Below are 24,883 nucleotides of genomic sequence, written 5' to 3'. Positions count from 1 at the left end.
TGCTCATTGCTTGTAATATATCATACTCCGAAAACCTTCGCAAGTAACACTGACAGTGGTTCCATCGTATTCAGGATTTCCTGAAGGGTATTGGTCTGCGCGCCCACCTCAATCAACAATGCCTTATCGGACAGATGCAGATTATATCGGAGGCTCTTCAGATAAATATTTCTGGAGAGGCCCGGATAATACTGATCGCACAGCAGCTTCAACTGAAGAGTCAATGCCAGATTATCTTCAATATAAGGATTGTACAGATAATCAATAGGACCATTTTTCTTCGTGCGACTCAGACCATTAAAAAACATAAACCGAGCCATGGGCTTGCCATTGATCTCCGTCACCAGATGAGTATTTTCATTGACTCCGTCCCTGTGCAAGTCGATCACTGCCTGAATAGACGGATATTCTTCCAAAATTTGGCTGATCTCCTTCTCTGCCCGGCTGTATGCCTCATTTCTGTCCAGTTTCCCATCCACCAGATCATAGACACTGGTCACATGCATCACTTCAAAGCCCTTCTCCCGCAGGAGCTCCGACAAATACTCCCCTGCTCCCATAATGGTGGTGGAATTATCACCCGGCACGGAATCCACAAAACCTTCCTGGGAATGGGTGTGATAGATCAGGATCTGCGGTCCATCCACATCCCGGTCAATAGTCATATCCTTTCCCAGCAGCTTTTCCGCATTGAGCTCCGCCGCTGAAATACTGGTGTTAGATTCCACCGTATAAAAATGACTGAGCAGAAAATCAAAATCTGACAGTTCTTCCAGATTATAAATCGTTCCGCCTTCTATAAGATCTGGCTTCGGTTCTGCCTGTGCGATATCTTCCGTCTCCTGCGGAACTTCTTCAGGTACGTCCACATCTGCCTCGCTTACTGCCTGCTCATTTTCTTTTTCAGCCAGTGTTTCCAGATCGTAAGCCTCCCCGGAAGCATCGGTCTCATTTTCATCATGCACACCGCCACTGACCAACATCTCATAGGTAGCTGCACTCTCCAGTGTCTGACTGTTTCCTGCCGCTTTTGACAATTTTGTGAGCGGATGCATCCACAACGCCCACTCTATGTACCAGTCCTCCAAAGACTGCGTATCTGTCTCCTCATATCCCATAAAGAGCCCTGGATACAGACTGCGTGCCGCCCCTTGCCAGGCAGCACGCTCCAGTGCCTGACAGCCTTTCACCAGCAATTCCTGCACACTCCCGGTCCAGAAACGGCTGCTTCCTGCCGCCAGCAAATAAATTCCCATTCCCAGAAATATAACCCATAACAGTCGATTTACAACCTTCATGAAACGATCCATCTTCGCATCTCCACCGTTGATATTATATGCGAGACAGTTCAAAGCCATGCACATACCCATAAATATGTGGAATATGCCTGCTCACATAAAGAATCGTAACCCTCAACGTTCTCCATGTGCAAACACCATATTCAATGCCTCGGATAATGTAAAACTCAACTGTTTGATCAGTTCATCGATATTTTTCGGTGTGACAAACATTCCATTCAGATGGGGCGGCATCTGTTCACAGTTTCCCTGCGCATCATAAATAATCGCTGCTGCCTCTACGACCGTCGGTACACCAATGGCTATCACCGGTATACCAAGTGTCTCTTTCGTCAGTGCTGCCCGATGATTACCCACACCGGAACCTGGCTGGATCCCCGTGTCTGTCAGCTGGATCGTCCGGCAAAGCCTGCGAGTGCTTCTGGCTGCCAGCGCATCGATCACGATCAGCAGATCCGGAGATATCTCCTGCACCACGCCTTTGATGATCTCTGACGTTTCCATACCTGTCTGTGCCATGACTCCTGGTGCCAGACCACTGATCTCACAACAGTCTCCCACACCCATGACCTCCCGACCATACTCCCGAATCAGATGTCTTGTGATCAACAGGTTGGAAACCATCTTCGGCCCCAGCGCATCCGGCGTCACATCCCTGTTGCCAAGTCCCACCACCAGAACAGACGGATTCTTCTGTCCACCCATCAATTCTTTCAGATACTCTGCCAGCTTTTCCGAGATTTCCCGATGATAATCCTCATCAGGGGAAGCCATACCGGGAGCTTCTAATGTCAAATAGGTACCGATGGGTTTTCCCATTTCCCGCGCTCCCCGCTCTGACTCGATCCTCACTCTGGTCAGACGAAGATTCTGTTCCTTGTCATACTCTTCTTCCACAACAACCCCATGTACCTCCACATCGCTTCCCGAAAAACTCTCCTTCGCCTCCAGCGCCAGATCTGTCCTTACTCTCATGCGCTCCATGTCATCTGCTCCCTTCCAAATATCATGGTATATTTCGGTATATTTTCCCCTAAAAAAGTGAAAATATGTATTGACAGAAGTCATACTTTCGATTACTATAATATCTGTGTGTTTCCATGAAAAGCCACCGTGTCTCGCTTTTAGGAACCACGACTTAAGAGAAACGATATCATAGATTCCCGGCATATTTGTCCGGGATGTAAAGTAATTTTGGAGGTGCACGAAATTGGCTAATATCAAATCCGCAAAAAAAAGAATCCTGGTAACTGAGACCAGAACTGCAAGAAACAAAGCAATCAAATCTGAAGTAAAGACCATGGTTAAGAAAGTATACGCAGCAATCGATTCCAAAGATCAGGAAGCTGCAAAAGCTGCTCTGAAAGCTGCTATCTCTACCCTGGATAAAGCTACTACCAAGGGAGTATATCACAAAAATACTACTTCCAGAAAGATCTCCCGTCTGCAGACTGCTGTTAACAAAATGGCATAAGGCTGGAATCGGAATAGCATAAATATATGAAATATAAAACGACTGGTACCGTCATGCCAGTCGTTTTTTTGTTATGAAGTTTTATATTTTTGTTTTTCAATATATGTAGAAACTAATTCTATCAGTTCTTCCAAAAATCCAACCACTAATTCTTCATTTGCTCTAATGTCATCAATGCTATCTTCTCTCATTGCCTCTACAAATGATACCGAACCATGCGCTAAATTATTTCTGTTCTCTTTTATCCCAACCAGAATATCTGGTCTATAATTTCTGCTATTTGTTTTCACTTGAATACCATGAGATTCAAAAGTTTCTTTTATAGAGTTTCCGTCTAAATTCCCACCAGGCAAAGTATTTTTAGCATTCATATTCAATTCATTATTACTCAATATCGTTGATATAATTTCTTCATTCTTTTTCAGAAAAGTACTAAAGTTCGCATTAGGATCATTGGCTGACTTTAAAATAGTTTTTCTCCATAAATTCCTAATAGAATCATTGACATCAATATAAGACAAATGATTTACTCTTATCTCATCATATATACTATCAATCAAATTGGTTACAGTATATTCAATAATATTGTAAATCATTAATGACACATTCGATTTTAAAATATTAATCAATGCTTGGTATGTCAAATGTATTCCACCATTTTCTGGATAAAAAAATTCAGAAAATTTACTCTTACCATCTTCTCGTTCATTTTCTTTTGCTTCTAGGAATTTCATAAGTTCTAAAAAATTTTCAATTTCCATTTTTCGGCTATCATATGTATCTTGAAATGTAATCATTTATTCCCCCGAAATTAATTTATTTTTTACAAAATTAATTCTTCCAACAAGTTTATTTTTATTATTAGCCGCATCCGATTTTGTACACTTAGCAAATTCCTCACCATCAATCCAATCTGTAACCTCTCTTATTGGAAGATCAGGTTTTTCTTTTAAGGCTATAGCAATACCAATAGATAAAGCCTCAAATCTAGCACGCGGTGTTGACTTAGATGTTAAGCTTTTCCTAAATCCTCTCTTTCCCAAAATTTTCTCGGCATATGAAAGCATCTTTTCAAAATTTTCTCGACACTTTAAGATAATATTTTCATCCTCTTCTACTTTTTTATTCTGTTCTTCTACATACTCGTCAATATATTTCGTGACATTTCCTGTATAATTTTCAAAATTACTCTCATAATTATCATAATACGCAAAGAATCTTGACACTAATTCAAAGCCTTCATATCTGTCTTCTGTAGTCTTAGTTCTCGGTGCTAGTTCATTAAATAACGGATTTTTTACACAGTCCTCCAAAAATTTCTTGAATTTCCCATCAAAAGATCCTCGTCTTGCTTCTGCCGGTTTTATACGTGAACCGCTTGTATTAATACGCTTAAATATTTCTTGACGCACGTTTTCTGTAGTACCTTCCTCCAAAAATACCACTCTTACATTTGTATTTAAAAATTTTCTTTGAATAGCCGGATCCAAATCTTCAAATAAAAAACCGTTTGAGTTTTTTAATATCTGAAGACCCTGTAATTCCAAGTCATTTTGACAAAATTGAACTAATGTCTGAGTTCGTTGTGCTCCGTCTACAATTTCTATTCGTCCGTCATCTGTATCTGCGAAAAACATAAACGGGATTGGCAATCCCATTAAAATTGATTCAATAAAAAAACATCTGTCATTGCTACTCCACACAAAATTACGTTGGTATTCTAACGGTATATAAAATTCCTGTTTTTCATATTGACTAACAAGATAATTAATTGGATAATCTCTTACATCAAATTTAATATCTTGTTTTTTATCCCTTATTTGTTTTGCAGATTCTTTTATTTGCTGTTCCTCTTTTGCTTCTCTAACCTTCACCCCATTATCCTCCATCAATTCACTCCCATTTCCGCTAAATGTTTCTGAATACTCATTCCTATAGCTCTTCCCAATTCAACAGGTACTGCATTTCCAATATGAGTTCCCAATTCTCTTTTCTTTGCCGGATGCTGTTCATCAATAAAAACATAATCATCTGGAAAAGATTGTAAAATCGCACCCTCTCTTAATGATATTGCTCTATTTTGCTCAGGATGTCCAAATCTTCCATTTCCATATCCATAAAATTGCGTAGTCATCGTAGGTGACGGCTCATCCCATTCCATTCTTCCGTAAACAGATGGAAATGTTGTACCCGATTCTTTTTTATGGCATTTTAATCTCAAATTTTCATCCCAATCGCGCCATGTTCCTCCCGGCACAGATTGCTGTATTCTTTCCATGTTTATTGCAGATAAAGCGCTAGAACGGTGTAAAATATCATTAGGACAGATTTCTCCAGCTTCAATTGGCTGTAAATGACCTATTGCGTCTCTAACCGTTATATAATGTTCTGCATCATATAATGGTGGAATTAAATGTATCTCCCCAAATCTTGATGCTAACAACACTAATCTTTTCCTGTGTTGTGGAACTCCATAATCTGGACAATTTACCACTTGATATTCAACTTCATATTGTAACTCATTTAGTGTTCTCACAAAATCCTCAAACACATTTTCATGAATCAAGTTAGGAACATTTTCCATAGAAACAATATCCGGTAAAGTTTCTCTTACCAATCTTTCAAATGAATATAACAATTTCCATTTATTGTCAGTGTGCCCTTTTTTCCTATATCTAGAGGAATATCTTGAAAATGGTTGACATGGTGCACATCCTACCAATGCACGCACTGTATTTTCTGGATACATTCGTTTCAATTCAGCACCTTCAATATTTGTTACATCTTCGCATATAAATTCTGCCGCATTATTTACTTCATAAGCAAACTGGCAACTTCCATCTATATCAAATCCAGCTAATACATCTATTCCAGCAAGTGATAGTCCCTTGGTTAATCCTCCTATTCCACAAAATAAATCAATTGCCATACAAGGCATTAATATTACCTCCCAAGTTCTATAATATATTTTTTCTTAAACAGCTAAATCCAGTGGTAAGTCTGAAATATCTTTCAATCTTTTTCCACTTACAAGTGTATTCAGTAATTCAATTGCATCTTCTGAACCCACTTCATTTACTGCACGTATAAGTTCATATAGAGCAAAATGATATACACAATCAATATCACCTGTTCCCAGAGCTAAGGATGCTAATCTATTCGGCATCGGTTCAGCAGTGACAACTACTATATGTGGCAGATGTCCTTTTCTATTACGAATCAAATTTAATGCTTCTGTACGACTGTTTTGTGCTCTATCACTTCTCATAGTATATTTAGCCGATACACTAGCATGCAACAAAGGTTTCCCACCATTAACTTTTCTTATATCTGCCATTTTACTCACCTCAGCATCTACAATACATTGATTCTGATTTATTTCGTCATCATCATAAAGTTCACGATAGACAACTACATCTGGTGCTACAAGATAATCATTTCCTAACGCTGCTGCTAATTGTGCATTTTCTGCTGTCAATGCACTTAAATATGCTAAATGCTCATACTGTTCAAAATCACTTGTCTTAAGTTTATTATTATTGCCTAATTGTAATATTGACCATTTTCCTGGATATAAATTTTGCAAATTAGGAAATGTAGCCTGTAAAAATTCCATTGTAAGCATCTCAAATTGTTTTCCAAGCGTTTGGCCCGAAATTTTTTCCACCATATTAATTTTATGTTGCTGTTCTTCAACCAAAATCTCCACTATCCTCTTTGATATTGCTTTTGATCCTCGACTACTTGTATCTGCATTTGAAGCCACACCAGCCTTAGTCAATGTTAGTGTATTAGTCTCAAACAATCTTTCGTGAAAGTGAAATCGTTCTTTCGCAATCAGTGCATTCATTTTCTAAACACTCCTTTATCTTTTCACCTACAGCTTTTGCCACTGGTGGAGGAAATGCATTTCCAATCATACGACACGCAGCAGTTTTCTTTTTGCCAAACGTCCATGTATCAGGAAACCCCTGTATCCTTGCCAACATTCTACTTGTTAATCGTGGCATCCCTTCAAAGTCTGGTTCTGGAGCCATATCAGCTACCCCACGCCCATCTACACCTAATTCAGCCCATGCATTTCTAGCCCTCACTGGTCCAAGATCTGGTCCTCCATGTTTTTTTGATCCTCCAACCAATGTTGGTGCAATCTTATTTGCATTTTGAGCCCACTTTTTAGCACCTTTCCACTTATTTTCAGACATCAAATCATATAATATATTTCCAACCGTTGGGGCTCCCTCGGAATCTCCCTTTGGATATGCAAAATTTTTATTTTCATCCCTTTGAATTCCCACAATAACAACTCTTGGACGAAGTTGTGGAACTCCAAAATCAGACGCATTCAATAGTTTAATCTGTGTATTATAACCTAATTTTTCTATGGATTTTAAAATATATTGCCTATACTCTGTAAAACCATTGTCTAAAAATCCCCTCACATTTTCCAACATAACAGCTCTTGGTCTAATTTCTTTAATCAGCCTAAGTGCTTCGGGAAACAAGTCTCTTTCATCATCTTTCCCTAACTGCTTACCAGCTATTGAAAATGGCGGACACGGAACACCTCCTGCTAATAAATCAACGCCTTTGTATGGCTTTCCATCAAAGTCTCGCACATCTGCATATATCACATTCCACTCTGGGCGATTCTGTTTTAATGCATTACAATAATCAGCTTCATATTCAACAAGTGCAACATGAACAAAACCAGCCATTGCAAGCCCTAAAGCCTGCCCACCAGCTCCTGCACATATCTCAACACAAGTTAATGGCTTCTGCACAAACACGTCCTCCTCTGTCCTATTTTTTCACACATCAATTTTATCATCTACAAATTCCATAATATCTCCTATATCACACCTTAAGGTTTTACAGATTTTATGAAGACTTTCTAATGAAACCGGCTCTTCCTTTCCCATCTTTGCAAGCACATTGTAACTTATTCCCGCTTTATCTTTTAAAACTGTTCTATTCATTCGTTTATCTATTAGCATTTTCCAAAGTTTATCATAGCATACTGACATATCTAATCTCCCAATAGCATTTATTCTTCGAATCCCATTCAGTATATCATCATTATCAATTCATATCAAGATTTTCTCACGAAACAATGAGCTTTTTCGAACATACATTCCTATGATCCTACCATACCTTTACAAGTTTGCGAAATATTAGTTTCTTCATTTTTGACAATTCAAGCGTGGCAAATACCCCGGCCAGCCAATCACTTCCTCTCGTGAAGCTTTTCTGACACCAATTGGATAATTCCAGTCTTGATATTGCAATAATTATCCAGCAAACACCTAAAAACGCCTTCCTGCATAAGATTCGGAGAAATTCAGGTGTAAAACACACAATAATTGTCCAACAACCATTAAAAAGACTTCACGCGAGGAAGCTTTTGGAGAATCCAGTTTTTCACCGCGCTTGAATTGTCCAATCACCCAGCAGAAAAGACCGACAGACTCTCATCCAAACCCTCAGAGCACTGTCTCCACATGCCTGCCCGCATTCGGTATATGATAGGACTTTGAGCTAGCCTTTTAGGAAAATAAAATGTGGACTTGAACGACCAAAGAGGCCGACAAAACACTCGTATTGGCATTGTTTTGTCGGCCTCCATAAAGGGTCGTGAGTCCACATTTTCAATTTTCATTAAAGGGTAGCGATGTCCATATCAGATACCGAAGTCTGGCAGGTTGGTTGAAGATCAGTGCCCTGAGTTCTTTTCTGTATACTTCATAATCAGCAGTTCTACCCCCAGCTGGTCGCCCATGCGGCCGGTCTTGACCTGTTCTTCGGTATCCACACAGTCTTCTACTGCCTGGCGAAGATCCGCCAAAGTAAATTTTCGGCACTGCGCCTGATATTTGCCAAGGGCAAAGGGTGGGATCGAAGCTTTTTTTGCCAGTTCTGAACGGTCCAGTCCTTCCGCTGACATCTGCTTCAGCAGCATAAGCTGCTGGAACTGCCGGGTGATCAGGAACAGGATCCGCATAGGCGGCTCCTTCATAGCCAGCAGATCTGCATAGAGGTCCATGGCCTTCCTACGATTCTTTTCTGTGATCGACTGGATCATCTCGAAGATCCTGTTCTCGGTCTGTTCCGTGCAGACCGCATATACATCTTCCGTGGTGATGGTATCCTGACCCATGGTATAACAGATCAGTTTTTCCAGCTCTTTGGAAATATTTTCCATATCTGCGCCGGTTCGTCCCAGAAATGCTTTCATGGTATCTTCCGTAATATTTCTTCCTTCTTTTTTGAGCACGGTCAGTACCCAGCGCATAAGTGTCCGCTCATCCTGTCTCTCGAACTCCACCACGCGGCCTTTACTCTTGATGACCTTATAGAGCTTTCCACGCTTGTCCACCTCTGCCTCATTTAAAATGATGCAGGTGCTCTCCGGGATCTGCGCCACATAATCCGCCAGCTCCGGGCAGGCATTTTTGGTAAATCCACTATCATCAATGAGGATCACTCTGTGCTCTGCAAAGAAAGGCATCGTCTCTGCCAGATCAATGATCTCCTTGGGATCTGTGCCCTTTCCGGAGAAGATGGCTACATTCATGGTGTCGCCATCCTCCACCAGCGCTTCTTTCAGTTTCTTTCGGTACTGCATGCGCAGGTAGACTTCCTCTCCGGTCAGAAGATAAATATTTTTAAACTGCTTGTTCTTGATGTCTTCCATCAACATTTTCATAGCATGTATCCTATTTCAGAAGTTCCAGAGTACGCACGATCAGATTCCATGTACGCAATGTAGAAGAGATGGATAATCTCTCCTCTGTAGTATGGATATGATGCATCTGCGGCCCTATGGACACAGCATCCAGTCCTTCCAGTTTGGAAGCGAACAGTCCACACTCCAGACCAGCATGGATTCCTTCTACTACCGGCTCCTCTCCATACTGCTCCTTGTATGCTTCGATCATGATCTTGCGAAGTCTGGAATCCTCCAGATAATCCCATCCCGGATATGCGCCCTGTGTAGTAACACTGCCGCCCAGCAGCTTTGCCAGGGAAATGATCTTATCCAGAACATACTGCTTCTCATCTCCGGAAGAACTTCTTACTGCCCAGGAAAAGTCCACATGATTTTCCACCGTCTGCAGGACCCCAAGGTTCAGAGAAGTCTGCACCAGCCCTTCAATCTCCGGGCTCATTCTCTGAATTCCATTCGGCATATGCACCAGTGCAAGGATCACACGATTGGTACTTTCTACATCAAATACTTGAGCCACTGTCTCTGCTGTTTCCAGCTCCATCAATGCATCCGGATCTGTCACATGACACTCTTTGCTGATGATTGCAAAGGTCTCTTTCAGGCAGTCACATACCTGCTGCTCCTGCTCTTTTACCACAAGAATCTTTGCCTCACAGAAATTTGCAATGGCATTGTCCTTCTCACCGCCGTTGATCGTCACCAGACGCACATCTGCTTTCTTCTGTACAGTCATCAGCAGTCTGCCCATGACTATATTTGCATTATATCTTCCTTTATTGATCTCCACACCGGAATGTCCGCCGCGGAAATCTTTGAGAGAAATGCGGATTACACTGCCCTCTGCATCTTCCTTCTTTCCCGGAATCGTGCAGACTGCCATCACACCACCTGCACAGCTTACAGTAAACACACCTTCATCCTCAGAGTCAATGTTCAGGAACAGACGTCCCTTCAGATCAGAAGCATCCATATAATCAGCACCAAGCATGCCGATCTCCTCATCTACAGTAAATACAGCTTCAATGGGCGGATGTGCCAAACTGTCATCATCCAGGATCGCCAGCGCATAAGCAACAGCGATTCCGTCGTCACCGCCAAGAGAAGTTCCCTTTGCCTGCAGATAATCTCCATCTATCTCCAGATCCAGTCCGTCGGTCTCCAGATTCTTTTCGCAATCTGCAGTCTTCACTGCCACCATATCCATATGTCCCTGAATGATCAGCGGCTCAGATTGCTCATACCCTGTGGAACCATCTTTCCAGATGATCACATTATATTTTTCATCCTGACGATATTTAAGATCATGCTCTTTTGCAAATGATACCAGATAATTGCTGATCTTCTCTACATTTCTGGAACCATGTGGAATCGAACAGATCTTTTCAAAATACTGAAATACTTTTTCGGGTTTCTGTATAGATACCATACTCATCGTAAGTCCTCCTGTCATATAATCCTGTCTATGTTGATGGTACTCGTTTTCCGGCTTCTGGTCAATCCCTTGTTTTCCAGAATATTTCCCCAGAAAATTTCAGAGCCCATTTACATGGACTCTGAACAATCAGTGAAACTGAATATAATGCAGTCTCCGAAGCGTCTCAAAATATGCAGACAGCCGCTCATATAGCTGATTGGAAGCCCCCTCATGGGTCTGTTCCAGGATCTGTCCGATCTCATAGATGCTCTTCTCCCCGTCGATCTGCTGAAATACGCAGCTTCCATATTCATCCAGCTTAATGTAGCTGGTTCGCGGGCGGTGAAAACATTTCTGTGCGATCACATTGAAAAATCCTTTATTTTCCACCGTCACTTCCACCAGCCCATCCTCCAGGACCTCCCATTTGGGGACGGAGATCCTTGGAATTTGATCCAGATAATTTACTGACTCTTTTTTCTTTTTAGGCATTCTGTTTTTTCTTTCCTTTACAGAAATACATCATACTTCCCAGTAATGCTGCAAATGCGATCACTCCAACAATTGCACCTACTGTCTCAAAGCTTCCACCATAGATACCAGAGAAGTCAAAGTTCAGTCCCACAACAGCAAATACTGCCAGAAGGATTCCAACCAGACCCTCACCTGCGATCATACCAGAAGTATACAGAACTCCACGGTCAATGAAATCTTTTCTGCTTGCATCATCTGCAAATTTCTTTTTATTCTCCAGGAACCATCTGATCACACCGCCGATGAAGATCGGGGTACTCAGGTAGATCGGCAGATACAGACCAACTGCAAATGCCATAACCGGGATTCCAAGGATCTCAACGATCACTGCTGCAAACACACCGATCAGTACCAGTGTCCACGGAAGAGTTCCTCCCATAACGCCCTCAACAACCATCTTCATCAGAGAAGCCTGCGGAGCCGGGATTGCTTCAGAACCAAATCCCCATGCTGCATGAAGCAGGTACATAACACCACCGATTGCAAATGCAGCTACAACTGCACCAAGGATCTCACCGATCTGCTGCTTTTTCGGAGTTGCACCTACGATATATCCCGTCTTCAGGTCCTGAGATGCATCACCTGCGATTGCTGCGATAATACAGATAACAGTTCCCACACTGATTGCTGCAACCATTCCTTCTACACCAGTTACACCCATTGCTTTGAAAATAATGGTTGTTGCGATCAAGGTTGCAATAGCCATACCGGATACCGGGTTATTACTGCTTCCTACCAGACCAACCATACGAGAAGAAACAGATGCAAAGAAGAAACCAAATACTACAACGATCAATGCACCGGAAAGGCTGATTGGGATCTCCGGAAGAAGCCACATTACAACTGCTACTGCGATCACACCGATCAATACTGTTTTTGTGGAAATATTTACCTCAGTTCTGCTTCCGCTTTCTGCGTTTTTACCAAATCCCTTCATTGCTTTTACGAAGGTTTTGATCATAACCGGAAGAGATTTTACAAGGCTTAAAATACCGCCTGCCGCAACAGCACCTGCACCGATGTAACGAATGTAGTTGCTCCAGATTGCTCCCGGGCTCAGTGCATTGAACGCGATGGCATTTCCAGCACTGTCCATAACTACAGAGAGGCTTTCACCGCCAAAGTATACAATAGCCGGAATAAGCACCAGATAAGAAAGAACGCCACCTGCAAACATGTAGCTTGAAATCTTGATTCCACAGATATATCCAACACTGGCCAGTGCTGGAAGTACATCCATTCCAACTCCTCCGGTGTAGATAGGTGTTTTGATATCAAATGCCACCTCACTCGGGAACAGTTTCAGTCCGTCTGTGATGAATTTATAGAGAGCTGCAATTCCAAGTCCGCTGAACACAACGGTAGATTTTTCGCCACCCTCTTCTCCTGCCAGAAGTACCTCTGCACATGCCATTCCCTCCGGATACGGCAGGGTTCCATGCTCGTCTACAATCAGTGCCTGACGAAGCGGAATCATGAAAAGTACACCCAGGATTCCTCCGCACAGTGCGATCAGTGCGATAGAAAGAATACCAGGAGCATCACATTTTCCCTCTACTGCCCACATGAAAATAGCCGGCAGAGTAAAGATTGCTCCAGCTGCCAGGGACTCACCTGCAGAACCGATGGTCTGTACCATGTTGTTTTCCAGAATGGAATCCTTTTTCAGGATGATGCGGATCACTCCCATGGAGATTACAGCTGCCGGGATCGATGCAGATACGGTCATACCTACACGCAGTCCCAGATACGCATTTGCTGCTCCAAAGAGAATTGCCAGAAGGCATCCCAGCACTGCAGCCGTCACCGAAAATTCAGGCATCACTTTGTCTGCCGGAATATACGGTTTGAAGTCTGTTTTGTTTTCCATTTGTCTTTCCTCAATTCTTCTTTTTTCTCCTGATCTTTTTCAGACCAGTGTAACATCCCCCATTATACTAAAAATTTTTCACAAATGGAAGTCTTAAATTGAAATTATTTCACAATTATTTCACAGTTTTCAATTTAATTACACTTCCGTCGGTCCATACACAGATCGCACCACAATTTTTTGTTATTCTGACTGCACTTTTTTCAGTTTGCAGACGTTCCAGGGTCTCCTGCCCTGGGTGACCATATCGGTTGGTGGCACTGCAGGAGATAAGGCTGACCGCCGGGGTGGCCTGCGCCAGAAATTCAGAGCTGCTGGAATAACGGGATCCGTGATGCGCCACCTTTAAAATGTCCACCGTTTCCAGTTGTCCCGTTGCTGCCAGCTGACGCTCCGCCTGTTCACCAATGTCTCCGGTCAGCAGCATACGAAATTCGCCGTATTCCACCTCCATGACCAATGACATTTTATTCCGGTCATCCGTCTGTCCTTCCACAGGCGGCCACAGACATCGCATGGAATAATCTCCCTGCGCCGCCAGATCTCCACTGTTCAGACAGAGCTTCTCCACATTTGCATTTTCCAGAAGTGCTTCCATCTCCAGATAAGCATCATCTTTCCTCTGCAGTCCCGGCAGCAGTGCCTGCTCCACCTGAATGCTTCCATCCTCCAGCACTTCCTTAATACCGTTGATATGATCCTGATCCATATGAGAAATGAGAAGATAATCAATCTTGTGCACTCCTCTGGCTTTCAGGAATGGCACGATCCGATAATTTCCTACGTCTGATACACTGGTACTGCCTCCATCTGACAAAAACGTCGTCCCATCCGGCAGTTCCCAGAACAGGCAGTCCCCCTGCCCCACATCAAGCATACAGATCTCCATTCCACTCTGATAATGCACGCACAGCAGCAGCAATGTAAAAAGTACGCTTCCCCGGCACCAGAAGAGGATCCGTCTGGAGATCCTGAATGATTCTTGCTTTCTCCAGTATTTCTTACGCTGTTTCTCTTTATATAGAAGAAAAAGTGCCAGTGCCAGAGTCAGGTAATAGATAAGCACTTTCCATGGATCAGGGATTCCAATAGTCAACACTGAACCCGGCAATCGCAGGCACAGGTTTCCCATCCGTTGATAGACCGACAGGATTCCATGGCAGACCAGTCCCGGCAGTCTTGCCGCCTGAAGATTCAGAAGTCCCACCGCACCGCAGAGAATTCCTGCTGCCATCAACACGCTCATCAGTGGAATCACCAACAGATTCAAAAAAGTTGAATACAAAGCATACTCACTGAAAAACTGCAGCAATACAGGGAATGTCATCAATAGCACGGACAGACTGGTCTGAAGCCCTTCCCTCCACTTTTGTTTTTTCTTCTTTTTCTCTTCCAGTGTCCATAACGGACCAAACCATGCAATTCCCAGCACCGCACCAAAGGACAGCAAGAATGCACTCTGCTTCACTGCCAGAGGATTGGTTCTGGCGATCACCAGAAGCATCACGCCCATGGCAGTCAGCATATCATAGGTCCTTCCCACCAAATCTGCCAGGATTGCAATGGCACACATGCCGACAGCACGCACCGAGGATAAAGAACCACCTGTCATCCAACCATACGCCATGAGCAAAGCCATCGTTGGGATTGCCGATATCATCCCATATCCTGTAATCCTCTTCAGCATTTTATAAAGTCCCATACCAATCAGTGAAATATGAAGTCCTGAGATCGCCAGCACATGAGAGATGCCATTTTGCTGGTAAAGCTTCTGCACCTCGCTGTCCAGTTCCGTCTTATCTCCCAGCACCATAGCTTTCAGAATGCCGTCTTCCGGCTCCTCCAGCACTGTCTCATAGATCTGCCCGATCTGCTTCTGAAGCCGCAGCAGTTGTTCTTTCACAGGATGCACCGTTCCGCCCATATGATTCGCTTGATCTGCGTACAATGTATAGGATATCCCTTTTCCCGCATAATATAGTCTGCTGTTAAATTGTCCTGGGTTGGTTGGTTCTTCTATTGGGTAAATAGTTCCCGAAAGGGAAAGAATACTTCCCACCTCATATTCTGTGGGATCTTTCGTATAGACAAGCAGCCGATCCTCCTGAAACTCGTCTTCCCCTGTACGGATCTGACAATCTTCCAGCAATAGCTGCATCTTTTCATTTTTCCATGTGCGGCGTTCCACATAACCGAGCACTTCTGCCTTACACTTTTCTGTCAGCCGCGGAGTCCTGTAAAAAAACTCCGCAGGCATCAGAAGCAGGATCAGGAACAGCAAAAACGCCGCGCACGCTACTGGTCGTTGTCTCACTGTTCGATCAGCCCCTCGTTCTTTTCAAAAATCGTATCAAAATTAATGCTCTCCCGGAACATCCGGTTGGTCTCACCGTTAATACTGATCTGTACTTTCTGTGCATCTGTATTTTCAATCAAAGAATTAACGATGGAATAGACCGGAATACTCTCAATCACATTGTAACCGGTTCCAAGAAATCCCTCATCCAGATTCACATAGCAGATATTGTCCTTGATGGAAATATTTAAAAGCTTGGTCTCTGATGGAATGGTCGGATAAGCACCCTCAAATGGCGGCCCTGCGATCAGCTGCTCCACGATCAGTTTTTCCAGCGAAATGTTGCTGTTATACTCCATAGCGACCCTCTGTCCTACCAGCTTATCCCCTGCTTTATTGGCAAAATAAAGGGTCAGATCCGCTGTCTTATAAGCATTGATCTCCTCACCTGCATTTTCAATAAACTGATCTTCATTCATAAGACCGATCTCTTTTCCCTCAAGATCGGTCAGTGGCTCTCCGTTGACCTGAAAGTCCACGTATTCCACACCATCGATCTGTCCCAGGGTACGTACAATTGCCGCCCGGCAAAGCACTTCATAGACCTTCGGCATCTTCTTGTATTCCGGCGAGAAATCCAGATACAGCTGATTATGCTCAAAGTCAAAATCCAGAAGCGTAACATCCTCCGGAATCACCGGCTTCAGCTCATCGTCTGTCGGTGTCTCCCGCATGACTTCCATCATTTCCCGGAGCAATCCCTCTTCATTCTTGGACTGCAGTTCTTTATTTTCATATTTCAGGCAGGTCTCATCCTGGTTGATATACCAGATTCGATACCCACTCTCATCCACCTGCTGCTGTTTTCTGCATCCCGCCATAAGCAGCGGAATTGCCAGCAGAAGAATCCATAACCATTTTCTCATAAATGATCCTTCCTATACAATATATCGAAGTGGAATACGCACCGTAAAGGTTGTTCCCTCTCCCAGTTTGCTCTGCACTTTGATAGCTCCCCTGTGGGCAACAACTGCACTCTTTGTGATCGCCAGTCCCAGTCCTGTACCGCCGATCTCTCTGGAATGAGACTTATCTACCCGGTAAAAACGCTCAAAAATATAATCCAGTGACTCCTGTGGGATTCCCATACCAGAATCACTCACTTTCACATAGAAGAACTTGTGGTCGGCATCCAGAGTCACCCGAACCCATCCATTTTCATTGTTGTATTTGATGGCATTCTCCACCAGATTGGAAAATGCCAGCGATAGTCTGGACGCATCGATCTCTGCACTGACACTTCGATTACTCTCAAAGACCACTTCCACATTGGCTTTTTCTGCAATAGGACGCAGACGCTTCAGGATCGTCTCCATAAATTCGTTCACATCTGTAACTGCTATGTTCAGTTCCTGGGTCTTTCGATCCATCTTTACCAGAGTCAGCAGATCCGAAATAATGGAATTCTCTCTGTCGATCTCCTCCGTAATATCCTGCATAAATTCCCGATATAATTCATTCGGCACTTCTTCCTGCATGAGAAGAGAATCCGCCAGCACCTTCATGGAAGTCAGCGGTGTCTTCAGCTCATGGGACACGTTGGATACAAATTCCTGCCTGGATTCCTCCACAAGCCTCAGCTTTGCAAGCATCAGATTGAATGTATCAGAAATATTTTCCGTCTCTGTACAATCATGGATATCCAGATCCCCATCCAGTGATCCTTCTACCAGTCCTCCGATAGACCGGTTCATATGCTGCAGCGGACGTATCAGCCAGTTGGCAAGAATGATCGAGAGCGCCAGTGCACAGATGATCACTACTACGATCCACATCTGTACAGAAGCTGTCAGTCCCTCCATCTGCACATGGATCACGTCTGTAGAAGCACTTGCCAGGATCACGCCAATCACGGTCTTAGTATCCTTGTTTTCCACAATGATCGGAACGGTCATCTCAATAAAACGACCGCTCACATAGTGGCTGGTATTCTCCCCCTTAAAGCAGCGCACCACTTCTTCTGCCACCATAATCCGGCCTTCTTCCAGCTGCGACGTATCCTCGATGATCTGAAAATTCTGGTCAATAATAATGATCCTTCCATCATAAAGAGAAGCCAGCTGGGTCAGTTCCCCCTGCAGCACCTCATCTTCTGTCTTCAGCAGATTCTCTCCGTCCCTGAGCTGGGTGGACAGGATCTGACACTGATTTTTCACATCATTGCTCAGCTGCGCCATGGCCTGCCGCTCATAGGACATAAGAAATACTCCGCCGATGATCAACGCCGGAACTGTTCCCATGAGCAAAAGAAAAAGCATAATGCGAAAATTCAGACTTTTGAAAAATTTTCCCTGAAACTTTATCTTATGCATTGAAATAATATCCTACTCCCCATTTAGTATGTACATATTTCGGCTCGCTTGGATTGCTCTCGATCTTCTCGCGCAGTCTACGAATATGCACATCAACGGTTCTTACATCACCCGGGTAGTCATAGCCCCATACTGCATTGAGCAGATGGTCTCTGCTGTATACTTTATTGGGGTTCAGCGCCATCAGCTCCAGCAGATCAAACTCCTTGGCTGTCAGATTGATCTCTTTTCCACCAATGTAGAGTCTGCGGCTGTCACAATCCAGGTGAAGATCTCCCTTCTCCACCACGCGGCTTGGCTGCTTCTCCGGCTCTTTCTTCTTCGTCCGGCGGATGATCGCTTTGATCCGCGCTTTTACTTCCAGAATATTGAATGGTTTGGTAATATAATCGTCTGCTCCATACTCCAGACCCATGATCTTGTCCATATCATCGCCTTTGGCGGTCAGCATGATCACCGGCACATTGGAAAATTCCCGGAGCTGCTGACATACTTCAAGGCCGGTCAGTTTGGGAAGCATAATATCAAGAAGCACCATATCATACTCATTTGCTCTGAGCTTTTCCAATGCCTCTTCTCCGTCATAAGCACAATCCACTTCCATATTGTCCTGCTCCAGACTGAACCGGATTCCTTTGACGATCAGCTTTTCATCATCTACTACTAATACTCTCTGTCCCATACTCCTCACCTCAACGCACAGCAATCTGATCTTTTATCTTTGAAAACACGCCTTCCTTGATACCGGAAATATTCATAATATCCTCCGGTGTCTCAAAAGCCCCTTGTTGTTCCCGATATTCTATGATGGCCCTTGCTCTGCTCTCACCTACGCCCTTCAATGTCATCAGTTCCTCCAGCCCGGCGGTGTTGATGTTGACTTTTCCATCGGAGTACGAGGTATCTGACTGTGTTGACGTGACAGATGTATCCGCAGAAGCGGTCCCATCCCGGACTGTCTCCGATGCATCTGTCATCTGCACCTCTGTACCATCCTGCTCAGATAGTTTTCCACCATCCGCTTCTTCATCCGCCTGCATTTCCACATTCTTCTCCCCACAGACAAACGTAAGCGGTTCCCTTTTTCCCAGAGGAATTCCACAAAAAGACAGGCCGCAGCCAGACAGGCTGCCGCACAGCACACAGATCAATGCCATCATTTTCCATTTTTTCATCGAACTTTCCTTCTCCTTTTCCGAAGAAAAGTCCTGTCCATATCCATTTCTTATTGTATCGGACTTGCGCCGGAAACACAAGCACAAACTTTATTCCCATTCAAAGAGTACTACGCCTGCAATCGCCACCAGGAGTCCCATAAGTTTTCGCATGGAAAAATCCGCTTTTTCTACCCCGAACATCCCGCAAAGCTCAATGAGCCAGGAGATCGTCAGCTGGGCAATCACGATCAGCATCGTTGCCTTTGCCGGTCCCAGTGCCGACATTCCCTGAATCACTGTATATGTGATAAATGCGCCGATCACACCGCCAAGCAGCATGTACACAGGCGAGACTCTGGTGATCAGCATCAGATTTTTCCGGTCAAAGATTCCCCATATCACCAGGCAGGTAACGAGAGCAGAAAACTGCACCCAGGATGCGGACACCCATACGCTGCTCTGCCTGGTCACTTCTGTATTAAATACACCCTGAATGCTCATCAGTGCACCCGATAAAAGGGCAACAAAAATTCCAATCATGTGAAAACCTCCTTTTCGGTAAGTATTTCCACAGGATTGGAATCTTATTCTGATATCTTTAGTTCAACCGCTCTGTCATAAGATCTGAAAATGCCTGCATCTGGGTCGCTGCGTCTTCCCCTCGCCAGATATCTGCCATGGTTGCTTCCAGATGAAGCCACATATCAGACAGTTCCATGATCTTTGGAACCTCTGCAGCCTTGTCATAAGCCTCACATACCGCATCCCATGCCGGAGTAGGGGCTTCTGCCAGAGACTGACATGCCGGAATCTTGCTGGTCATCTCGTAGAGACTGCCAACATTTTTCTCCGTCAGATAACGGGCTATGGCTGCAGCTGCATCACGGTTTACAGAATAGGGATTCACTGCAATTGCATTGGTCACAGACAATCCTCCTGTCTCCAGATCATTGGTCAGATCCGGCAGCGGTGCTGCTGCATAAAATGGATCAAAGTTCAGTTCTTCGGTCTGTTCTTCTCCGTTTTCATCGGTTACTGTGCGTTCCGTTGGATACTCCGGAATCTCACCATTTGCAATGGCTTCATCCAGCTTTCCGATCATACTTGCATTGGCAATGGCAAATACAGTCTTACCATCAATAAAATTCTGAATGATTTCATCAGAGGTGATGGTATCCGCATCCAATGCGAAGAAGCTGTTGAGACTCTGATAATACATCATGCATTCCACAGCTTTATCAACATCCATGGATACCTGACTCTTGTCATCTCCGTCCTCTCCGCCAAGATCTGTATAGCCACCCAGAAACATATAGTTTTCAATCACGTCAGCCACGTTCCACTCAAACATATTCTCAACTTTGGCTGTCACTTCGCTGGCTTCATAATTTTCTGAATAGTCCAGGATCGCATCAATAGTAGCTGGAGCCTCATCTGCATAATACCGGTTATAGAGAAGTACACTGGTCTCCACATAGAACGGATATGCCATGACTTTTCCAGCATAGGTTACTGCATGGACCGCCTTTTCTGAATAGGTGTCCGCCATCTGTTTGTCGTCCAGCTGATCGGTCAGACCTGCCAGAGCAGCCTTCTCCATCTGAGAACTGCCAAGCACGTAGAGATCTGGTCCTGTCATGGTCTCTGCCACAGAACGTTCACTGATATTTTCAATGTAGTCTACTTCCGATACCAGCTCCGTCTCCACCTGAACCCCATACTGGGCAGCCGCCGCTTCTGCACTTTGCTGCATATATTCCTGTATATCCGGATCTGTATACCAGATCAGCAGCGGACGCTTCTCCGCCAGTGTCACACTGTCTTTCTGATTCAGTTTACTGGCATGAATAATCTCTGCCACCAGTAATACAACTACCAGCACTGCCAGTATTTTCTGAACTGTTGATTTCATTTATTCCTCTTTCTTCACTAAAAACAACTTTCTAGTTTCTTAATCATCTCATCTACATCTGCATTGGTGATCACAAGCGGCGGAACAAAACGAAGCACGTTGCTTCCTGCGGTGATGACGATCAGTCCATGCTCCAGTGCTCGGTTCACAATCTCTCCCACCGGTCTTCCTTCCACTTCCAGTCCCTGGATCAGACCTTTTCCTCTGCGTTCTTTCAGGAAATCATACTTATCCACAAGGGCATTCAATTTTTCTTCCAGATATGCACCGACCTTCTGTACATGATCCACAATCTGTTCTTTTTCATAGAGATCAAATACCTTGCTGACCGCTGCGCATACGAACGGGTTGCCTCCATAAGTAGTTCCGTGATCTCCAGGTGCCAGAGAAGTCTCTGCCACTTTTTTACCAAGTACAAATGCGCCCACCGGCACTCCACAGCCCAGTGCTTTTGCACAGGTCATCACATCCGGCATCACACCGTACTCCTGCCATGCGAACATGGAACCAGTTCGTCCCATACCACACTGAATCTCATCCAGGATCAATACCAGATCATGTTCTTCACAAAGTGCCTGGACTCCTTTTAAAAATTCTTCGGTTGCCGGATAGATACCGCCCTCACCCTGCACGGTTTCCAGAATAATACCACAGGTCTTATCTGTCAACTGACTTTTTACACTTTCCAGATCATTGTAATCTGCAAAACGCACACCGCCGATCAACGGTTCAAAGGGTTTTCTGTATTTTTCATTGCCAGTCACAGACAGAGCCCCCATACTTCTTCCATGGAATGAATGATTCATGGCAATGATCTCATAACGGTTCTCGCCGTATTTTGCATAGGAATATTTTCTGGCAACCTTCAGTGCACCTTCGATCGCTTCTGTGCCGCTGTTGGTAAAAAATACTTTCTCCATACCACTGGCTTTCTTTACTTTCTCAGCCGCTTCTGCCATAGGAACAGAATAATAGAGGTTGGAAATATGGGTCAGCTTGTCAATCTGGTCTTTCAGTGCCTGGGTATACTCCTTGTTGTTGTAGCCCAGAGACTGCACTGCAATACCTGCTGCAAAATCCAGATATTCTTTTCCATTGACGTCGTAAAGATACATGCCCTCACCTTTATCCAGAACAATCTGATAGCGATTATATGTATGGAGGATCGCGTCCTCGGCTTCTTCAATATATGGATTACTCATGATAATATTTTTCCTCCGTATCTCCCAGAATAGCGGTTCCAACACCACGGTCAGAGAAGATCTCCATCAGAATACTGTGGGGAATCCGGCCGTCAATAATATGAACTCTGGATACACCTGCCTCAATGGCATCAATACAATTGGACAACTTCGGCAGCATTCCTCCGCCTATGGTTCCTCCGGCGATCAGTTCTTTTGCTTCCTTAACCTTGATCTCAGAGATCAGGGAACTCTTATCTTCAAAATCTCTGTACAGGCCTTCAATGTCAGTCAGAAATGCCAGCTTGTTGGCACCTACTGCACGGGCAATGGCGCAGGCTGCATCATCTGCATTGATATTGTAGGTATTAAATTCGTCATCCAGTCCGACCGGACAGATGATCGGAAGGAAATCCTTCTCCATCAGGTCATAGAGAATATTGGGATCTACATCTGTGATCTCGCCTACATAACCGATATCCTTGCCGTCTGCATACTTTTTCTTTACTTTCAGAAGGCCGCCGTCTTTACCGCTGATGCCGACTGCCTTGACTCCCAGCTCTTCCACCATAGTGACCAGGCTCTTGTTTACACGACCCAGAACCATCTCCGCGATCTCCATGGTCTCTTCATCAGTCACACGCAATCCATTGATAAACTGTGCTTCCTTACCGACTTTGCCGACCCATTTACTGATCTCCTTGCCGCCTCCATGTACGATGATCGGCTTGAATCCAACCAGCTTCAGAAGGGTCACATCACTGATCACACTTTTCTTCAGCTGTTCATCTACCATGGCGCTTCCGCCGTATTTTACAACGATCACTTTCCGGTTAAATTTCTGAATATAGGGAAGGGCCTCCACCAGGACGGCCGCTTTCTCCAGATATTTTTCATCATCTTTTCTCATTTTTCCACTCCTCTTCCCTGTAAATACAGGTTTTTCCACCTTAGCTTCTGTAATCTGCGTTGATATTTACATATTCATGGGTCAGATCACAGCCCCATGCGGTGGCAGTGGCCGTTCCCATCTTCACGTCTGCAATGGCCGTCACATAGTCCTCGGAAAGGATCTTTGTTGCCTCGTCCTCACTGTATCCCGTGGACACACCATTCTCGATGATCTTCAGCTTCCCTGCTTTACTCTCAAAATACAGATCCACTTTCTCCGGATCAAACTGTGCTCCGGAATATCCCATGGCACACAGGATCCGCCCCCAGTTGGCATCATGTCCGTAGATGGCTGCCTTGGTAAGGGTGGACATCACGACGGACTGGCTCAAGGTCACGGCCTGTTCCTTGCTCTCGGCTCCCATCACCTTTACCTCAAACAGACAGGTTGCTCCTTCTCCATCTCCGGCGATCTTCTTCGCCAGCTCTGTATTTACATAATTCAGTGCTTTCTTAAATTCTGTATATTCCGGACTGTCTTCTTTGTCGATGACCGGATTACCCGCCATTCCATTTGCCAGCAAAAGTACTGTATCATTAGTAGAAGTATCTCCATCCACCGACACCATATTGTAGGTATCTTTCACATCATCGGACAGTGCTTTCTGCAGAAGCTCCTTGGTGATTGCTGCATCGGTGGTCACAAATCCAAGCATGGTACACATATTCGGATGGATCATGCCAGAGCCTTTACACATACCGCCGATGGTCACGGTCTTACCGCCAATCTCAATCTCCACACCCACATATTTCGGTTTGGTATCGGTGGTCATGATAGCTTTTGCTGCATCAAGACCTGCCTCTTCGGTATCCTCTTTTCCCTTTGCCAGCAGTTCCACACCCGCTGCGATCCGATCCATGGGAAGCTGCATACCGATCACTCCGGTGGATGCTACCAGCACGGAACTCTCCGGTACATTCAGGGCTTTCGCTGCCGCCTCAGCGGTCTGCTTACAATATCCGTATCCTTCCGCACCTGTGCAGGCATTGGCGATACCGGAATTGATGATCACTGCCTGTGCGGATTCAGAATGATAGACCACTTCCTGATCCCATTTAACCGGAGCTGCTTTTACCACATTGGTAGTAAATGTTCCCGCTGCCACACAGGGAACCTGACTGTACACCAGCGCCATATCCTTACGGTTCTGATATTTGATGCGGGCTTCTACCGAAGCTGCCTCAAATCCTTTTGCTGCGGTCACACCGCCTGTAATGATCTTCATCCTCAGTCCTCCTCAATAAATGCAGTAATATTTTTCTCATTTAACGTAAAATCATAATAATTCAGATCTTCCCGCTCTGTCCAGCCGATCTTGTTCCAGAATGCATTTCCAATATCGTTTTTGGTAAATGCGATCAGTGAAACTTTGTTGATCTGCTCTTTCCGCAGAGCTTCCATACATGCCACGACCATGGACTTACCTACGCCCTGACGTCGGTATCCTTTCCGCACACACACATGATAGAGACATCCTCTTCTTCCGTCATGTCCGCACAGGATCGCACCGATCAGTGTATCCCCGTCCCAGGCAGTAATACTGGTGGTGGGATTCCGTTTCAGAAATCTGGTCACACCCTCCCGGGAATCATCGATACTTCGGATGCCAAACCCCTTGATCGTCATCCACAACTCATAGAGCTTGTCATAATCTTCACTTTTCATCACCCGGATATCCATGGTGTTTCCTCCT

Annotated in this window: 24 protein-coding genes; 1 reads left to right on the top strand and 23 read right to left on the bottom strand. The window is 44.5% G+C overall.

Annotated elements, in window-relative coordinates; all coding sequences use genetic code 11:
- Nucleotides 1-20: 20 nt before the first annotated feature.
- Together spoIIP and gpr are read right to left on the bottom strand one after the other, a co-directional pair.
- Nucleotides 21-1,358, bottom strand: coding sequence for a stage II sporulation protein P (gene spoIIP, locus WMO62_RS00360; protein WP_349143416.1), 1,338 nt, complete (start codon nucleotides 1,356-1,358; stop codon nucleotides 21-23).
- A gap of 54 nt (nucleotides 1,359-1,412) precedes the next feature.
- Nucleotides 1,413-2,282, bottom strand: a complete 870-nt coding sequence (gpr, locus tag WMO62_RS00355) for a GPR endopeptidase (RefSeq protein WP_117496613.1) — start codon at nucleotides 2,280-2,282, stop codon at nucleotides 1,413-1,415.
- 226 nt (nucleotides 2,283-2,508) lie between these two features.
- Here gpr and rpsT point away from each other — a divergent pair, with 226 nt between their 5' ends.
- Nucleotides 2,509-2,772 (top strand): 30S ribosomal protein S20, encoded by a 264-nt coding sequence (gene rpsT, locus WMO62_RS00350; RefSeq protein ID WP_117496612.1) that lies wholly within the window; start codon nucleotides 2,509-2,511, stop codon nucleotides 2,770-2,772.
- A 71-nt stretch (nucleotides 2,773-2,843) separates the two neighbouring features.
- Here the strand turns inward: rpsT and WMO62_RS00345 are convergent, their stop codons facing one another.
- From WMO62_RS00345 to WMO62_RS00245, 21 genes are all read right to left on the bottom strand, one after another.
- Nucleotides 2,844-3,569, bottom strand: a complete 726-nt coding sequence (locus WMO62_RS00345) for an MAE_28990/MAE_18760 family HEPN-like nuclease (protein ID WP_349143415.1) — start codon at nucleotides 3,567-3,569, stop codon at nucleotides 2,844-2,846.
- A complete protein-coding gene (locus WMO62_RS00340) occupies nucleotides 3,570-4,661 on the bottom strand; it encodes a DUF262 domain-containing protein (RefSeq protein ID WP_349143414.1) in 1,092 nt (363 codons plus the stop codon). It lies immediately after the preceding gene.
- A complete protein-coding gene (locus WMO62_RS00335; RefSeq protein ID WP_349143413.1) occupies nucleotides 4,661-5,710 on the bottom strand; it encodes a DNA cytosine methyltransferase in 1,050 nt (349 codons plus the stop codon). Before WMO62_RS00335 ends, WMO62_RS00340 begins: the two co-directional genes overlap by 1 nt.
- Before the next feature lie 36 nt (nucleotides 5,711-5,746).
- Nucleotides 5,747-6,622, bottom strand: coding sequence for an NgoMIV family type II restriction endonuclease (locus tag WMO62_RS00330; protein WP_349143412.1), 876 nt, complete (start codon nucleotides 6,620-6,622; stop codon nucleotides 5,747-5,749).
- Complete coding sequence (locus WMO62_RS00325; RefSeq protein ID WP_349143411.1) at nucleotides 6,570-7,556, bottom strand: DNA cytosine methyltransferase; 987 nt, start codon at nucleotides 7,554-7,556, stop codon at nucleotides 6,570-6,572. The genes WMO62_RS00330 and WMO62_RS00325 overlap by 53 nt, the downstream gene beginning before the upstream one ends.
- Nucleotides 7,557-7,583: 27 nt before the next feature.
- Nucleotides 7,584-7,799, bottom strand: coding sequence for a helix-turn-helix domain-containing protein (locus tag WMO62_RS00320; protein ID WP_349143410.1), 216 nt, complete (start codon nucleotides 7,797-7,799; stop codon nucleotides 7,584-7,586).
- Nucleotides 7,800-8,485: 686 nt separating this feature from the next.
- Nucleotides 8,486-9,478 (bottom strand): DNA polymerase III subunit delta, encoded by a 993-nt coding sequence (gene holA, locus WMO62_RS00315; protein ID WP_349143409.1) that lies wholly within the window; start codon nucleotides 9,476-9,478, stop codon nucleotides 8,486-8,488.
- A gap of 10 nt (nucleotides 9,479-9,488) precedes the next feature.
- On the bottom strand, nucleotides 9,489-10,934 hold the full coding sequence (locus WMO62_RS00310; RefSeq protein ID WP_349143408.1) for an aminoacyl-histidine dipeptidase: 1,446 nt from the start codon (nucleotides 10,932-10,934) through the stop codon (nucleotides 9,489-9,491).
- Nucleotides 10,935-11,063: 129 nt separating this feature from the next.
- A complete protein-coding gene (locus WMO62_RS00305; protein ID WP_147601907.1) occupies nucleotides 11,064-11,408 on the bottom strand; it encodes a PqqD family peptide modification chaperone in 345 nt (114 codons plus the stop codon).
- Nucleotides 11,401-13,320 (bottom strand): OPT family oligopeptide transporter, encoded by a 1,920-nt coding sequence (locus WMO62_RS00300; protein ID WP_118759908.1) that lies wholly within the window; start codon nucleotides 13,318-13,320, stop codon nucleotides 11,401-11,403. Before WMO62_RS00300 ends, WMO62_RS00305 begins: the two co-directional genes overlap by 8 nt.
- A 115-nt stretch (nucleotides 13,321-13,435) precedes the next feature.
- Nucleotides 13,436-15,634, bottom strand: coding sequence for a DNA internalization-related competence protein ComEC/Rec2 (locus WMO62_RS00295; RefSeq protein WP_349143407.1), 2,199 nt, complete (start codon nucleotides 15,632-15,634; stop codon nucleotides 13,436-13,438).
- Complete coding sequence (locus tag WMO62_RS00290; RefSeq protein WP_349143406.1) at nucleotides 15,631-16,542, bottom strand: GerMN domain-containing protein; 912 nt, start codon at nucleotides 16,540-16,542, stop codon at nucleotides 15,631-15,633. The genes WMO62_RS00295 and WMO62_RS00290 overlap by 4 nt, the downstream gene beginning before the upstream one ends.
- A gap of 12 nt (nucleotides 16,543-16,554) precedes the next feature.
- Nucleotides 16,555-17,988: a sensor histidine kinase gene (locus WMO62_RS00285; protein WP_349143405.1), complete on the bottom strand. Its 1,434-nt coding sequence runs from the start codon at nucleotides 17,986-17,988 to the stop codon at nucleotides 16,555-16,557.
- A complete protein-coding gene (locus tag WMO62_RS00280) occupies nucleotides 17,981-18,670 on the bottom strand; it encodes a response regulator transcription factor (protein WP_117496604.1) in 690 nt (229 codons plus the stop codon). Before WMO62_RS00280 ends, WMO62_RS00285 begins: the two co-directional genes overlap by 8 nt.
- Before the next feature lie 10 nt (nucleotides 18,671-18,680).
- On the bottom strand, nucleotides 18,681-19,163 hold the full coding sequence (locus tag WMO62_RS00275) for a ComEA family DNA-binding protein (RefSeq protein ID WP_118438107.1): 483 nt from the start codon (nucleotides 19,161-19,163) through the stop codon (nucleotides 18,681-18,683).
- A gap of 90 nt (nucleotides 19,164-19,253) precedes the next feature.
- Nucleotides 19,254-19,685, bottom strand: a complete 432-nt coding sequence (locus tag WMO62_RS00270) for a DMT family transporter (RefSeq protein ID WP_349143404.1) — start codon at nucleotides 19,683-19,685, stop codon at nucleotides 19,254-19,256.
- A 58-nt stretch (nucleotides 19,686-19,743) separates the two neighbouring features.
- On the bottom strand, nucleotides 19,744-21,057 hold the full coding sequence (locus tag WMO62_RS00265; protein WP_349143403.1) for a sugar ABC transporter substrate-binding protein: 1,314 nt from the start codon (nucleotides 21,055-21,057) through the stop codon (nucleotides 19,744-19,746).
- A 17-nt stretch (nucleotides 21,058-21,074) separates the two neighbouring features.
- The gene (locus WMO62_RS00260; protein WP_349143402.1) at nucleotides 21,075-22,259 is read right to left on the bottom strand and encodes an aspartate aminotransferase family protein; all 1,185 of its coding nucleotides are present in this window, start codon (nucleotides 22,257-22,259) and stop codon (nucleotides 21,075-21,077) included.
- The gene (argB, locus tag WMO62_RS00255) at nucleotides 22,252-23,148 is read right to left on the bottom strand and encodes an acetylglutamate kinase (protein WP_147601902.1); all 897 of its coding nucleotides are present in this window, start codon (nucleotides 23,146-23,148) and stop codon (nucleotides 22,252-22,254) included. The genes WMO62_RS00260 and argB overlap by 8 nt, the downstream gene beginning before the upstream one ends.
- A gap of 40 nt (nucleotides 23,149-23,188) precedes the next feature.
- Nucleotides 23,189-24,415 carry a bifunctional glutamate N-acetyltransferase/amino-acid acetyltransferase ArgJ gene (gene argJ, locus WMO62_RS00250; protein ID WP_147601901.1) on the bottom strand — a complete coding sequence of 409 codons (1,227 nt, stop codon included), beginning with the start codon at nucleotides 24,413-24,415 and terminating at the stop codon, nucleotides 23,189-23,191.
- 2 nt (nucleotides 24,416-24,417) lie between these two features.
- The gene (locus WMO62_RS00245; RefSeq protein ID WP_118716922.1) at nucleotides 24,418-24,870 is read right to left on the bottom strand and encodes a GNAT family N-acetyltransferase; all 453 of its coding nucleotides are present in this window, start codon (nucleotides 24,868-24,870) and stop codon (nucleotides 24,418-24,420) included.
- Between the last annotated feature and the right edge of the window lie 13 nt (nucleotides 24,871-24,883).

The sequence above is a fragment of the Hominiventricola aquisgranensis genome, from assembly GCF_040096225.1.
GTDB classification, from domain to species: Bacteria; Bacillota; Clostridia; order Lachnospirales; family Lachnospiraceae; genus Hominiventricola; species Hominiventricola aquisgranensis.
The sequence above is the reverse complement of the archived record's forward strand: the minus strand, read 5'-3'. Positions and strand labels throughout refer to the sequence as shown.

Bases quoted from the DNA above. Each gene is read 5' to 3' on its own strand.
- WMO62_RS00265 (WP_349143403.1), bottom strand. From the start codon at position 21,057: ATGAAATCAACAGTTCAGAAAATACTGGCAGTGCTGGTAGTTGTATTA.
- WMO62_RS00245 (WP_118716922.1), bottom strand. From the start codon at position 24,870: ATGGATATCCGGGTGATGAAAAGTGAAGATTATGACAAGCTCTATGAG.
- WMO62_RS00280 (WP_117496604.1), bottom strand. From the start codon at position 18,670: ATGGGACAGAGAGTATTAGTAGTAGATGATGAAAAGCTGATCGTCAAA.
- WMO62_RS00310 (WP_349143408.1), bottom strand. From the start codon at position 10,934: ATGAGTATGGTATCTATACAGAAACCCGAAAAAGTATTTCAGTATTTT.
- WMO62_RS00285 (WP_349143405.1), bottom strand. From the start codon at position 17,988: ATGCATAAGATAAAGTTTCAGGGAAAATTTTTCAAAAGTCTGAATTTT.
- WMO62_RS00260 (WP_349143402.1), bottom strand. From the start codon at position 22,259: ATGAGTAATCCATATATTGAAGAAGCCGAGGACGCGATCCTCCATACA.
- argJ (WP_147601901.1), bottom strand. From the start codon at position 24,415: ATGAAGATCATTACAGGCGGTGTGACCGCAGCAAAAGGATTTGAGGCA.
- WMO62_RS00345 (WP_349143415.1), bottom strand. From the start codon at position 3,569: ATGATTACATTTCAAGATACATATGATAGCCGAAAAATGGAAATTGAA.
- argB (WP_147601902.1), bottom strand. From the start codon at position 23,148: ATGAGAAAAGATGATGAAAAATATCTGGAGAAAGCGGCCGTCCTGGTG.
- WMO62_RS00270 (WP_349143404.1), bottom strand. From the start codon at position 19,685: ATGATTGGAATTTTTGTTGCCCTTTTATCGGGTGCACTGATGAGCATT.
- WMO62_RS00320 (WP_349143410.1), bottom strand. From the start codon at position 7,799: ATGTCAGTATGCTATGATAAACTTTGGAAAATGCTAATAGATAAACGA.
- spoIIP (WP_349143416.1), bottom strand. From the start codon at position 1,358: ATGGCTTTGAACTGTCTCGCATATAATATCAACGGTGGAGATGCGAAG.
- WMO62_RS00340 (WP_349143414.1), bottom strand. From the start codon at position 4,661: ATGGAGGATAATGGGGTGAAGGTTAGAGAAGCAAAAGAGGAACAGCAA.
- holA (WP_349143409.1), bottom strand. From the start codon at position 9,478: ATGAAAATGTTGATGGAAGACATCAAGAACAAGCAGTTTAAAAATATT.
- WMO62_RS00335 (WP_349143413.1), bottom strand. From the start codon at position 5,710: ATGCCTTGTATGGCAATTGATTTATTTTGTGGAATAGGAGGATTAACC.
- WMO62_RS00300 (WP_118759908.1), bottom strand. From the start codon at position 13,320: ATGGAAAACAAAACAGACTTCAAACCGTATATTCCGGCAGACAAAGTG.
- gpr (WP_117496613.1), bottom strand. From the start codon at position 2,282: ATGGAGCGCATGAGAGTAAGGACAGATCTGGCGCTGGAGGCGAAGGAG.
- WMO62_RS00290 (WP_349143406.1), bottom strand. From the start codon at position 16,542: ATGAGAAAATGGTTATGGATTCTTCTGCTGGCAATTCCGCTGCTTATG.
- WMO62_RS00275 (WP_118438107.1), bottom strand. From the start codon at position 19,163: ATGAAAAAATGGAAAATGATGGCATTGATCTGTGTGCTGTGCGGCAGC.
- WMO62_RS00305 (WP_147601907.1), bottom strand. From the start codon at position 11,408: ATGCCTAAAAAGAAAAAAGAGTCAGTAAATTATCTGGATCAAATTCCA.
- WMO62_RS00330 (WP_349143412.1), bottom strand. From the start codon at position 6,622: ATGAATGCACTGATTGCGAAAGAACGATTTCACTTTCACGAAAGATTG.